This is a genomic window from Streptomyces sp. NPDC002817 (assembly GCF_053592055.1).
This window is the reverse complement of record NZ_JBSFUY010000074.1, coordinates 1-12,490: the sequence shown is the minus strand read 5'-3', so window position 1 is coordinate 12,490 and position 12,490 is coordinate 1. Positions and strand designations below refer to the sequence as shown.

7 protein-coding genes are annotated in these 12,490 nt (G+C 71.9%); 3 read left to right on the top strand and 4 right to left on the bottom strand.

Annotation, left to right across the window (positions count from 1 at the left end; translation table 11 throughout):
- Positions 1–334: 334 nt before the first annotated feature.
- On the bottom strand, positions 335–895 hold the full coding sequence (locus ACWD3I_RS48510) for a MarR family winged helix-turn-helix transcriptional regulator (RefSeq protein ID WP_266890468.1): 561 nt from the start codon (positions 893–895) through the stop codon (positions 335–337).
- A gap of 153 nt (positions 896–1,048) precedes the next feature.
- Between ACWD3I_RS48510 and ACWD3I_RS48505 the strand changes: the two genes are divergently transcribed.
- Positions 1,049–2,305 carry an MFS transporter gene (locus tag ACWD3I_RS48505; protein ID WP_365412371.1) on the top strand — a complete coding sequence of 419 codons (1,257 nt, stop codon included), beginning with the start codon at positions 1,049–1,051 and terminating at the stop codon, positions 2,303–2,305.
- A gap of 77 nt (positions 2,306–2,382) precedes the next feature.
- On the opposite strand, the gene ACWD3I_RS48500 is transcribed toward ACWD3I_RS48505, so the two are convergent.
- Together ACWD3I_RS48500 and ACWD3I_RS48495 are read right to left on the bottom strand one after the other, a co-directional pair.
- Entirely contained in the window at positions 2,383–4,023 is a 1,641-nt protein-coding gene (locus ACWD3I_RS48500) for an ATP-binding SpoIIE family protein phosphatase (RefSeq protein ID WP_365412361.1), read from the bottom strand.
- Between the two features lie 173 nt (positions 4,024–4,196).
- Positions 4,197–5,576, bottom strand: a complete 1,380-nt coding sequence (locus ACWD3I_RS48495; protein WP_365412373.1) for an NAD(P)/FAD-dependent oxidoreductase — start codon at positions 5,574–5,576, stop codon at positions 4,197–4,199.
- 377 nt (positions 5,577–5,953) lie between these two features.
- On the opposite strand from ACWD3I_RS48495, the gene ACWD3I_RS48490 reads away from it, so the two are divergent.
- Together ACWD3I_RS48490 and ACWD3I_RS48485 are read left to right on the top strand one after the other, a co-directional pair.
- Entirely contained in the window at positions 5,954–6,715 is a 762-nt protein-coding gene (locus tag ACWD3I_RS48490) for a TetR/AcrR family transcriptional regulator (protein WP_365412363.1), read from the top strand.
- 280 nt (positions 6,716–6,995) lie between these two features.
- On the top strand, positions 6,996–8,894 hold the full coding sequence (locus tag ACWD3I_RS48485; protein WP_365412365.1) for a sigma-70 family RNA polymerase sigma factor: 1,899 nt from the start codon (positions 6,996–6,998) through the stop codon (positions 8,892–8,894).
- A gap of 45 nt (positions 8,895–8,939) precedes the next feature.
- Here the strand turns inward: ACWD3I_RS48485 and ACWD3I_RS48480 are convergent, their stop codons facing one another.
- Positions 8,940–12,278 (bottom strand): ATP-binding protein, encoded by a 3,339-nt coding sequence (locus ACWD3I_RS48480; protein WP_365412367.1) that lies wholly within the window; start codon positions 12,276–12,278, stop codon positions 8,940–8,942.
- Between the last annotated feature and the right edge of the window lie 212 nt (positions 12,279–12,490).

Here is a 12,490-nt window from a genome sequence, read left to right as displayed (position 1 = left end):
TTTCCCTTTCCGGCGGTTCCGACTCTATCAGATCCTTTCGGGCCTGACTCCCAGTCAGAGGGGCTTGCCTTCCCGGCTGTTGGGCCGTTCCGACGCCTCAAACCTTAGCGGATCCTCTCGGCAGTTCCTAATCGAGCTGCCGAACCCAAATCGAATTGAATTCGGGCACGCCGAATTCGATCCCGTTGGGAGATCGTGCTGATGGTTTGTATGCCGCTGATGCGGCGGGAGGTGCTGTCGAAAAACCGTTACGGCTCTGCGGCAACCCGAAGAACTCTACGGATCACGCAGGAGGATGTCAACCAACCCTGTCAAGATCTTTTCGGGTGACGCGTCAGTCCAGGTCACTGAGCCGGCCACCGGCATCCGGCTGGGCATGCTCCACCCGACGCAGGAGACGGGTGAGGACGTCCCCGAGGCTGGTCCGCTCCTCCGGGGAGAGGTCCTGAAGGAGATCCTCCTCGAAGACCGTGGCGAGCCGCATGGCCTCCAGCCACTTCTCGCGCCCCTCGTCCGTCAGCTCCACGATCACGCGGACACGGTTGGACTCGTCCCGCTCCCTGGTGACCAGACCCTCCGCGACCATCCGGTCGATGCGATGGGTCATCGCGGCCGGCGTCAGGCCCAGGCCCTTGGCGAGGTCGCTGGGGCCCATTTGGTAGGGGGCGCCGGAGAGGACGAGGGCTTTGAGTACCTCCCACTCCGCGTTGCTGATGCCGAGGGCGGAGGTCTGACGGCCGTAGGCGACGTTCATACGGCGGTTCAGCCGGGACAGCGCCGAGACGATCTGCTCGACCTGGGGGTCGAGGTCCTGGAACTCGCGCTGGTAGGCGGCGATCTGCTCTTCGAGGGTCGGCTCACTGCCGATGCCGATGCTGCCGGGGGTGTCACCCATGGGCCGAAGTATCGCACGGGGCTGCTTGGCGTTGAAGTTCTTCCAGGTGTACTGTTTAGCTTCTAACTTTAGCTTTGAAGTCTTCGGTTCTAAGTACTGAGGGACTCCAACTACCTGAGAGAGGTGACCGTGACCAGGGCGATGGGCGCAGCGATGCGCCGGATTCACGTGGGTAACGCACTCAGCGCGTTCGGGCTCGGCTTCACCGTCCCCTACCTGTACGTCTATGTGGCGCAGGTGCGGGGACTGGGAGCCATGACGGCGGGGCTCGTCCTCGCCGTCTTCGCCGTGGCCGCGCTGATCGTGCTGCCGTTCGCCGGCCGGGCGATCGTGCGGCGGGGCCCGCTTCCGGTGTTGCTCACCGCCCTGGTCACCGCCGCGATCGGTGCGCTGAGCCTGGGGCTGGCGAGCAATGCGACCACCGTTCTGCTGTCGGCGGCCGCGCTCGGCGCCGGGCAGGCCGTGATGCAGCCGGCGCTCGCCACGATGATCGTGGACTGCTCCACCTCCGAGACCCGCTCCCGTGCCTTCGCGATGCAGTTCTTCCTGCAGAACCTCGGGCTGGGCGTCGGCGGTCTCATCGGCGGTCACCTCGTCGACACGACCAGCGCCTCCTCCTTCACCCTTCTCTTCGCGATCGAGGCGGCGATGTTCCTGCTGCTGGCCGTGGTGATGGCGACCGTACGGATCCCGCACGCGCCGCAGATCGGGGACGCGCCCGCGGGTTCGACGAAGGGCAGCTGGAAGCAGCTCATGGGGAACCGGGCCATGGTGCAGCTGTGCGTCCTGGGCTTCGTGCTGTTCTTCGCCTGCTACGGCCAGTTCGAGTCGGGCCTGGCCGCGTACGGCGTCGAGGCCGCCGGGATCTCCACCTCCGCACTGGGATCGGCCCTGGCCGCCAACACCGCGATGATCGTCATCGCGCAGTTCGCCGTACTGAAGTTCGTCGAGCGGCGTCGGCGTTCCAGGGTGATCGCCGCGGTCGGCATCATCTGGGCCGTCGCGTGGATCACCGCCGGTTACGCCGGCCTCGGCCACACCAGCCAGGCCATGGCCACGGCCGCGTTCGTCTCGACGTACGCCCTCTTCGGTCTGGGCGAGGCGATGCTGTCCCCGACCGTCGCTCCCCTGGTCGCCGATCTCGCCCCGAGCGGGATGGCCGGCCAGTACAACTCGGCCTTCGCCCTGGTCAAGCAGCTCGCCCTGGCCGTGGGCCCGGCGGTGGGCGGCCCGATGGGCGCCTCATTGCACGCGCCGTACATCGTGACGTTCCTGCTGTTCTCGGTGGGCATCACGTTCCTGGGCCTGAGGCTGGGCCGCCAGCTGACGGCCGTGCAGGACCATCCGTGGCGCGCAAGGAGCAGGGTGGTGGCCAAGGGCGGCACGCAGCACGAGTCCGTCGCCGCCTGACTGGAGCCGCCTAGGGGTGCGGCGAACGGCGCGACCAGCCACAACGCACCGGCAGCCGCCGAGGGATCCGGTTGCCCCTACCCCTTAGGCAGCACGAACTCGCACCAGACCGCCTTCCCGCCCCCGGGCGTCCGACGCGACCCCCAGTTCGAGGCGATCGTCGCCACGATGGCAATGCCCCGACCGGACTCGTCACCGGGCTCGGCCCGCCGGCGGCGGGGCAGGTGATCGTCCCCGTCGGTCACCTCGATGATCAACCGTCGGTCCGTCCGGCGCAGCCGCAACCGCATCGGGGGCGTCCCGTGCTGGAGCGAGTTGGCGACCAGCTCACTCGCCGCCAGCACCCCCAGGTCGTGCAACTCCGCCGGGAACCGCCAACTGGTCAGCACGCCGGAGGCGAACGCACGGGCGCGTGGAGCCGCCTCGATGCCGCCCAGGAGTTCCAGCGCGGCGTTGCGGAAGAGGTCGCTGTCGGGGCCCGTACGGGCGGGGTGCTGGAGGACCAGGACCGCCACGTCGTCGTCGTGGTCGGCGGTGACGCCGGCCGAGCGGACGAGGCGGTCGCAGACGACCTGGGGTGTCCCGGTCGCGCCGGACAGCGCGCGTTCCAGGGAGGCGATGCCCTCGTCCAGGTCTTCGTCACGGCGTTCGACCAGACCGTCCGTGTAGAGGACGGCCGTGGAGCCGGGGCCGAGCGGGATCGAACCCGACGCGTGCATCCAGCCGCCGGTGCCGAGCGGAGGGCCCGTCGGTTCGTCGGCGCGCAGCACCGCCCCGCTCTCGTCACGGACGAGGATCGGGAGGTGGCCGGCGCTGGCGTACACCAGTCGGCCCTCGTTGGGGTCGTGGATGGCGTACACGCATGTGGCGATCTGGTTGGCGTCGATCTCCGCGGCGAGGCCGTCGAGGAGCTGGAGGATCTCGTGCGGGGGGAGGTCGAGGCGGGCGTACGCCCTGACCGCCGTACGCAATTGGCCCATGACCGCTGCCGCGCGGACTCCTCGGCCCATGACGTCGCCGATGACCAGGGCCGTGCGGCCGCCGCCGAGGGTGATGACGTCGTACCAGTCGCCGCCGACCGCGGCCTCGGTGCCGCCTGGCTGGTAGGTGGCGGCGATGCGGAGGTCGTCGGGTTCCTCCAGGACCTGGGGGAGCAAGGAGCGCTGGAGGGTCACGGCGGTCTCGCGCTGGCGGCGCTCGCTGGCTCTGAGGCGTTCCGCGGCTTCGGCGTGGTCGGTGACGTCCGTCGCGAAGACGAGGACGCCGCCGGTGTCGCCCTCCGTCACCGGGGTGCAGGTGAAGGTGTAGGAGTGGCCGTCGGGGGCCTTGCGGGACTTGACCGTGCGCGGCTTGCCGCTGCGCAGGACCTGGTCGAGGAGGGGGAGGAGGCCGATCTCGTCGAGCTCCGGGAGGGCTTCGCGGGCGGGTGCGCCGGGGTCTCGTACACCGAAGGCCGTCACATAGGCGTCGTTGACGTAGGCGAGGCGGTGGTCGGTGCCGTGGACGAGGGCGACGAGGGCCGGGACGCGGTCGAGTACGTCGCGCACGGGGAGTTCGTCGACGCCGGGCACGGGCGGCGGGTCGTCGGTGAGTTGTTCGGCGCGGGCAGCGGGTACGGCGCCCTCCCCGAGTCGGTCGGGGGTGACCGGGTGGTCGGTCCGCGCTGCGGCGCGGCGCTGTGTTCCGGGGAGCCGGGCGCTCCAGCGCGTGAAGTTCACGAATCCTTGCCTCGTGTCGTCGTCTTCGGCCGGCTCCGGACCCGGCCTGGGGTCCTCGTGGGTGCGGAGAGCGGGCGTCCACCCGTCCTGGGTCGGGGATCAGTGTGGCAGTGTGGCCGACCGGGTCGACATCCGTCAGACGCCTACCTTGCCGATGGAGTTCCTGGGTCCGGTCAGGACGACCCCTTCGGGTCGTTCGTGGGGTCCTGAGGAGGCTTTCCACCGGCCGCGAGTTCGAACTCCGCTCGGGGATGTTCGAGGGAACCCAGCGAGACGATCTCCCTTTTGAAGAGCCCGGACAGCGTCCATTCGGCCAGGACGCGGGCCTTGCGGTTGAAGGTGGGCACCCTGCTGAGGTGGTAGACGCGGTGCATGAACCAGGCAGGGTAGCCCTTCAGCTTGCGTCCATAGACGTGTGCGACACCTTTGTGGAGGCCCAGGGAGGCCACCGAGCCGACGTATTTGTGGGAGTACGTCTCCAGTTCCTCGCCCCGTAGCGCGTGCGCGATGTTGTCGCCTAGGACCTTGGCCTGGCGTACCGCGTGCTGGGCGTTGGGGGCGGTCTCCCTGCCGGGTTCGGCGACCGTCACGTCGGGGACGGCGGCGGCGTCTCCGGCCGCCCACGCGTGCGTGGCGCCCTCGACGGTGAGCTGGGGGGTGCATTTCAGCCGACCTCGGTCCGTGAGCGGGAGGTCGCTGGCGGCGAGGATCGGGTGGGGTTTGACGCCGGCGGTCCATACGACCGTACGGGTCGGGAAGCGGGCGCCGTCGCTGAGGACGGCCACGCGGTCGGCGCAGGATTCGAGGCGGGTGTTCAGGCGTACGTCGATGTTGCGGCGGCGCAGTTCGGTGACGGTGTAGCGGCCCATCTCCTCGCCGACCTCGGGGAGGATGCGGTCGGAGGCCTCCACGAGGATCCACTTCATGTCCTCGGGCTGGACGTTGTGGTAGTAGCGCGCGGTGTAGCGGGCCATGTCCTCGAGTTCGCCGAGCGCCTCCACGCCCGCGTAGCCGCCGCCGACGAAGACGAAGGTGAGGGCCGCGTCGCGGATCGCGGGGTCGCGGGTGGAGGAGGCGATGTCCATCTGCTCGATGACGTGGTTGCGCAGGCCGATGGCCTCCTCGACGGTCTTGAAGCCGATGGCGTGGTCGGCGAGGCCGGGGATGGGCAGGGTGCGGGAGATCGAGCCGGGGGCGAGGACGAGTTCGTCGTACGTCAGCTGCCGGGCGCCCGTTCCTTCTTCCTCGGTGGCGAGGGTGGTCACGGTCGCGGTGCGTTTGGCGTGGTCGATGGCGGTGGCCTCGCCGATGACGACATGGCACTGCTCCAGGACGCGGCGCAGGGGGACGACCACGTGGCGGGGGGAGATGGAGCCGGCGGCCGCCTCGGGAAGGAACGGCTGATAGGTCATGTACGGGTCGGGGGTGACGACCGTGATCTCGACGTCGCCGTGCCTCAGTTCCTGTTTCAGCCTCCGCTGAAGACGCAGGGCCGTGTACATCCCGACGTAGCCGCCACCGACAACGAGAATGCGCGCGCGTTCCTTCACCACCCCATGACGCACCCGACGCTTGAGTTTGTCCACAGCCCCGACAATTTGTGTGACCGCGCGTTTTGCGCGGGCGGGGTTGGCCGAATCGGCGGCGTACGGGGAAGGTTTGCAGGTCAGCGGGTGTGCGCCGGGGGTCTTGAGGGGGTGCAATCGGGACGTATACGACCCGTACTCCGATCGGGGGGCGCTCCGTGCGGAACCTGCCCCTTCTGAATTGACCCCCTCTCAACTATGTTCGTGTGTCGACGGGGTGTAGGGGGATGCACTCATCGGATCCGCGACGGGCGGTCCGTGAAGCGGTTTGTTCCCCATAGCGCTCCGGCTTTCAGTGGCGGGGAAAGTCTCCGGGGGGAGACGTCATTACCGGGGGATCGTTTATGCATGTTCAGGACTCTCATTGGTCTTCCGCGTCTGCCATCGGGCCCGGTGGCGGAGCGATGAGCGCGGCGGTGGGGAACGGACGCGACGGTTCGCGTTCGACGCCGCTGCGCGTGGACGCACAGCGCAATCTGGAGCACGTACTGCGTGCGGCGCGCGAGGTCTTCGGCGAGCTGGGGTACGGCGCGCCGATGGAGGATGTGGCGCGACGCGCGCGGGTCGGTGTCGGCACGGTGTACCGGCGCTTCCCGAGCAAGGACGTCCTGGTGCGCCGGATAGCCGAGGAGGAGACCTCTCGGCTGACGGACCAGGCGCGTACGGCGCTCGGTCAGGAGGACGAGCCGTGGTCGGCGCTGTCGCGCTTCCTGCGGACGTCGGTGGCCTCGGGTGCCGGGCGGCTGCTGCCGCCGCAGGTGCTGCGGGTAGGGGTGGCCGACGAGCACGACGACGGTGTCGGGTACGACGAGGCGCGGGTGCCGCAGCAGCGGACGCAGCCGGGCTCGGGTGAGCTGCGGCTGGTGTCGGAGGACTCTGGGAACTCGGTCGAGGACGACTCCGGGGCGGCGGCGCTGCTCGACGTGGTGGGCCAGCTCGTGGAGCGGGCGCGGACGGCGGGTGAGCTGCGGGCCGATGTGTCGGTGTCGGACGTGCTGCTGGTGATCGCGACGGCGGCGCCCTCGCTGCCGGATGCGGCGCAGCAGGCGGCGGCCTCGGCGCGGCTGCTGGACATCCTGCTGGAGGGTCTGCGGTCGCGGCCGTAGTCAAGGCCGCTTGACGCGGTGCCTCGATCAGGTGACGACGAGGTGTGGGTGCTGCGCCGCCCGCGCCTCGTTCGCATGACCGGATTTCCCGGCATGTCCCCAACTCCCGCTCGGCACACGACAGTTGAGCCTTCCCCGGATGGGTGACGGCTAGTACTGCGGTGCGGCAAAACCCCACGGACGAGTGGAAGGCCCGCACAGCCGGGTCCTGACCAAAAGCCAATATGGCACGCTGACCCGGTGTTCGTGACTGGTGGGCAGGCGGCGGGGGCTTTCCGCGATGGGCGTTGACGGACGGGACGAGTCACAGGGCGAGGGTGACGCGGAGGCCGGCGGCCTGGCGTCGCCCCAGGTGCCGAGCCAGGGGGGCCGGGCGGGCCGCCCGCCGGTCGGCGGTGACCCGATGGAGGGCAGCGTCCCGACCCAGCGCGACCGCCGCGAGGACAGCGTCCTGCCGCCGCCGATCGAGCTGCCGCCCGGTGACGCCGACCTGATCGGCCGGATGCGCTCGGGCGACGACACCGCCTACGAGGAGCTGTACCGGCGCCATGCGGACGCGGTCCGCCGGTACGCCCGCACCTGCTGTCGCGACGCCCACACCGCCGACGACCTCACCGCCGAGGTCTTCGCCCGCATGCTCCAGGCGGTGCGCGGCGGCTCCGGCCCCGAGCACGCCGTACGCGCCTATCTCCTGACGACGGTCCGGCGCGTCGCCGCGAGCTGGACCAAGTCAGCCAAGCGGGAGCAACTGGTCGACGACTTCGCGGTGTTCGCCGCGCAGTCCGCGCGCGTGAGCGACGTCTCCGACGACGACACGTTGGATCTGGGCGCCGATGTGCGCGCCATGCACGTGGCCGAGCAGTCCATGGCCATGCAGGCCTTCCGGTCGCTGCCCGAACGCTGGCAGGCCGTGCTGTGGCACACGGAGGTCGAGGACGAGTCGCCGAGCGATGTCGCCACGCTCTTCGGGCTCGACGCCAACGGCACGCGCGTGCTCGCCAGCCGTGCCCGCGAGGGCCTCAAGCAGGCCTATCTCCAGGCCCACGTCAGCGCCTCCCTCGCCGACGACGAGGAGTGCGCCCGCTACGCCGACCAGCTCGGCACCTATGCCCGCGGCCGGCTGCGCACCCGTGCCGAACGCGGGTTGCGCAAGCACCTGGAGGAGTGCGCCCAGTGCCGCCTCGCGGCCAGCCAGATCGCCGAGGTCGCGAGCAGCATCCCGGCCGTCGTGCCGGTCGCGGTCATCGGCTGGTTCGGTGCCGCCGGGTACGCCAAGGTCGCCGCGCTCATCGCAGGTGGCACGGGAGCGGGCGCGGCGGGTGTCGCGGGCGCAGCGGCGGCGGGCGGCGGTTCGTCGGGCGGCGCGGCCGCGGGTGGCGGTGCGGCGGCCTCGGAGGGCGTGGGCATGCCGGTGAAGGTCGGTATCGCGGCGAGTGCGCTGGTCGCGGCGGGTGTCGTGGTGGCGCTCGCCCTGTCCGGCAACGACAAACCGGCCGACGACAAACCCGCGGCCCAGCCCCCCGCGACCACACCGGTGGTCAAGCCCGCCGAGAACACCCCCAAGCCGCCGAAGAAGGAGCCCGCGCCCGCGCCGCCGGTCATCGCGCCCGAGCCGACGCCGACGCCCACCCCCACACCGACCCCCGAGCCCAGCCCGACCCCCACACCGACGCCGAAGCCCACCCCGACGCCGAAGCCGACCCCCACGCCCACCCCCACACCGACGCCGCCTCCCCCGCCCGCGCCGGCCGTCTACCAGTGGAGCGAGCTGGCGTACGACATCAACGGCGACGGCACCGAGCCCGAGATGCGGATCGCCGAGAGCAGCTGGGTGTGGCAGCGGTGGGGTGTCTCGGTCGGCGGCACGGAGTACGAGCACGGCGTCACCGTGCACGGCCGGTCCTCCGTCACCATCGACCTGAACCGCAAGTGCACCTCCTACGACGCGACGGTCGGCGTGGACGACATGGCGCTGGGGCTCGGCAAGGTCTACTTCTCCGTCTACGCGGACGGGGTCCAGCTGTGGAAGTCCGGGCTGGTCGAGGGCGGGGACGCGGCGGTGCCGGTCCATGTGAACCTCGCCGGGCGCGAGACCGTACGACTGGTGGTGGAGCCGCACAGCTCCTTCGACGACCTGGCACTCGCGAACTGGGCGGAGTCGAAGTTCAGGTGTTCCTAGCGCCGGGCGGACTCCCGGTGGCGGGCGGATGCGCAGGGCTCCGCCTCATGACGACGCCGTGCCCGCGGAGTGGGTGCGCAGGGCCTCGTCGAGTTCGCCGAGCACGTCGTCCGGGGTGAGCGCCGAGCCCTTGGCGCACTCCGCCGCGTAGTGCTCGTCGCCGAGGGCCGCGCGGGCATCGGCCTCGGCCCGTTCGGCGTCCAGGCCCTCCGGCATGGGGCGCGGGTGGCCGTCGCGCCAGCGGGCGGCCGCGGCGAGCAGGCGGGCGGCACGTGGATGGTCGCCGAGGCGGGACATCAGGTCCCCCGTGCCGTCGGCGAGAGCCGCCTTCATCGCGTCGGAGCAGCGCGTCTCGATCGCCGTCCGGAGCGCTTCGGCCAGCTTGGGCAGAGCGGTCCCGGGGCCGGACACGGCCACCGACACCATGGCGTCGACCGACAGCAGCATCACCCTGAACTGCGGTGGCGGCGTCGCCCGCCCGATGGCGTCGTGAGCCTCTTCGTACAGGTCGCGAGCGCGGTCGATGTCCTTCTCGTCCAGCGCCATCAGGGCCCGCTGGAGCAGCACGAACGCCCGGGAGTCCGCCACGGCGTACCGCTCGGCGGTGGCGCTCGCCTCGTCCAGGGTGGCCAGTGCCGTCGTACGGTCGCCCGCGCGGTAGGCGATCTCGGCGAGCCGGGCGAGGAGGAACGGCTTCTCGGTGTGGGCCCCCACCTCGTGGGCGAGCCGCAGGGCCTCCTCGTACTCCCCCTTGGCCTCCTCGAAGCGGCCCCGTGCCATGGCCGCCTCGCCCGCGGCGCTGCACACCTGGGCCCGCAGCCAGCGGTCGCCGACCCGCCGGCTCAGCACCCGCAGCTCCGCCAGGTCGCCGTCGATGCCGGGCATACCGCCCGGGGAGTCGACGACCATGTGCGCGCGGAACATCAGGACGACGCCGGTCTCCCAGTCACCGCCGTGGGCACGGCAGTTGGCGACCGCCCTGTCCAGGACGGGCCGGGCGTCCTCCCTCGGGGCGGGAGGGAGGAAGACCGTCACCGGCCAGGCGAGGCCGGGGAGGCGGGCCGCCTGGGGGCCACCGCTCCCGAAGTGGTCGCGGATCAGTGCCACGTACCCGTGCATCCGCTCGTCCAGACCGTCCAGGGGCGGGTCGACCTCGGCCATGAGGAAGAGGTGCAGCATCCGGAGGTCCATCCGCAGGGTGTGCAGCGGATGGTGCCTGTCGCCGTCCGGGTCGGCGAGAAAGGTGTCGACGGGGTCCAGGGACGTCATCAGGGAGCACGCCGCGTCCTGCTCCGCCGGGAGCGTGCCCCCGGCGGCGTCGAGGGCCGCGCCCAGCCGCAGCACCTGGCCGGTCCAGTCCGCGCCCTCCCTGCGGTAGTTCCGCAGCCACCAGAACCAGGTCATCGCGACGGTCAGGGCACCGGCCTCCGCCTCGTCGCCGGCCTCGACCGCACGGTGGAGGGCCGCGCGGATGTTGTCCAGCTCCGTCTCCAGGCGGGAGATCCACGGGAGCTGGCCGACGGAACGCAGCTCGGGCTCGGCCTCCTCGACGAGGGCGCGCACCCACGCCCGGTGCCGGCGCAGGGCATCGGCGCGTGCGTGGGGGGCCTCGGCCGCGCGTTCGACCGCGTACTCGTGGATCGTCTCCAGCATGCGGTAGCGCATGGCGTCGCCGCCGGACCGCTCGCACGGGGCGGCGACGATGAGGGACTTGTCGACGAGCGCCCCGATCAGCTCGGCGGCGGGGCCGGCGCACACGGCCTCCGCGGCGGCGAGGTCCCAGCCGCCCGCGAACACGGACGCCTCGCGCAGCATCGTCCGCTCCCGCTCGTCGAGCAGGTCCCAGGACCAGTCGACGACCGCGCGCAGGGTCTGCTGGCGGGGCAGGACCGTGCGGCTTCCCGAGGTGAGGAGGCGGAAGCGGTCGTCGAGGCGGTCGGCGATCTGGCGGGGGGTGAGCAGCCGCAGCCTTGCCGCCGCGAGCTCGATGGCGAGCGGCAGTCCGTCGAGGCGGCGGCAGATCTCGGTGACGGCCTCGGTGTCGCGGAGGACGACGTCCGCGTCGGGGCGGACCGCCGTCGCGCGCTCGGTGAAGAGGCGGTGTGCCTGGGCGGGGAGGAGGGGCTCGACCGGGCGCACGGACTCGCCGGGGACGCCCAGGGGTTCACGGCTGGTGGTGAGGATCGTGAGCCCCGGGCAGCGGGTCAGCAGGGTCTCGGCGAGGTGGGCCGCCGCTTCGATGACATGTTCGCAGTTGTCAAGGATCAGGAGTTGGCTGCGCGGGGCGCAGTACTCGACGAGCAGGGCGAGCGGGTCGTCCTGGCGGTCCGTCAGCTCGGTGGTGATCAGCTTGGTCTCCCGCAGACCGAGCGCGCTGACCACCGCCCCTGGCACCGCCTCCGGCCGGTCGAGCGGCGCCAGCTCGACGAGCCACGCCTCGGGTCGCCCGGCGGCGGCTTCCTCGGCGAGACGGGTCTTTCCGGAGCCGCCCGGTCCGGTGAGGGTGACGAGGCGGGCCCTGTGCAATTCGGAACGGATGGCGTCGAGTTCGGGTTCCCGGCCCACGAAAGAGGTAAGGCGCGGACGGAGGTTTCCGGGGCGGGCGGCGGGTGCCGGGGTGTGGGGGCTCACGGGATCCGGGTGGGCCGGTGTGGGAGGGAGCGCGGGTGCCGGGGTGAGCAGTTCGGCGTGCAGGGAGCGGAGTTCCGGGCCCGGGTCGGTGCCGAGGCCCTCGGACAGGGTGCGGCGGGCCGACTCGTACGCGGCGAGCGCGTCGGCGTTGCGGCCGGTGTCGCGCAGGGCGCGGATGAGGAGGGCGTGCAGCGGCTCGTCGTACGGGTGCGCTGTCGTCAGTTCCGTCAGTTCCGGTACGGCGTCCTGGGCCCGGCCGAGTCGCAGGGCCGCGTCGGCTCGGGCGCGGAGCGCTTCCAGGCGTCGTGTCTCCGGGCGGGTCGCGGGGGTGCGGTCGGGGAGGTCGGCGAGGGCGGGGCCGCGCCACAGGGTGAGGGCCTCGTCCAGGGCGTCGGCGGCGGCTCGGGGGTCGTCCCGGTGGAGGGCTGCGGTGCCTTGGCGGGTGAGCCGTTCGAAGACGAAGAGGTCTACGTCGTCGCGGGTCGCGGTGAGGCGGTAGCCGCCGGGGGCGGAGGTGATCGTGTCCTTGCCGAGGGTTCGGCGGAGGCGGCCGACGAGGGCGTGGAGGGCGGCCGGGGCGTCCTGGGGTGGGGTCTCGGCCCAGATGTCGGCGATCAGGGTGTCGGGGGCGGTGACGGTTCCTGGGCGGAGGGCGAGGGCGGTGAGCAAGGCACGTAGGCGGGGGCCGCCGAGGGGTACGACGGTGCCGTGGTCGTCCTCGGCCTGGGTGACGCCCAGGATTCTGTACCGCACCGGGTCATTGTCGCCGGGGTGGCTGCGGGGGGCACGGGTTTTGGGGACGTGGGCGTGGGCGGGTGCGGGGTGGTGGGGGTACGCGCCGGGCTTTTCTCGCCCCCGCCGCCCCTACCCGTCCCATCCCGGGGGGGGGGGGGCCCCCCCCCCCCCCCCCCCCCCCCCCACCCCCCCCCCCCCCCCCCCCCCCCCCGGCGCCCGGCGGGCAGCCG

Coding starts and splice junctions, on each gene's coding strand:
- ACWD3I_RS48485 (WP_365412365.1), top strand. CDS start 6,996: ATGGGCGTTGACGGACGGGACGAGTCACAGGGCGAGGGTGACGCGGAG.
- ACWD3I_RS48490 (WP_365412363.1), top strand. CDS start 5,954: ATGCATGTTCAGGACTCTCATTGGTCTTCCGCGTCTGCCATCGGGCCC.
- ACWD3I_RS48510 (WP_266890468.1), bottom strand. CDS start 895: ATGGGTGACACCCCCGGCAGCATCGGCATCGGCAGTGAGCCGACCCTC.
- ACWD3I_RS48505 (WP_365412371.1), top strand. CDS start 1,049: ATGCGCCGGATTCACGTGGGTAACGCACTCAGCGCGTTCGGGCTCGGC.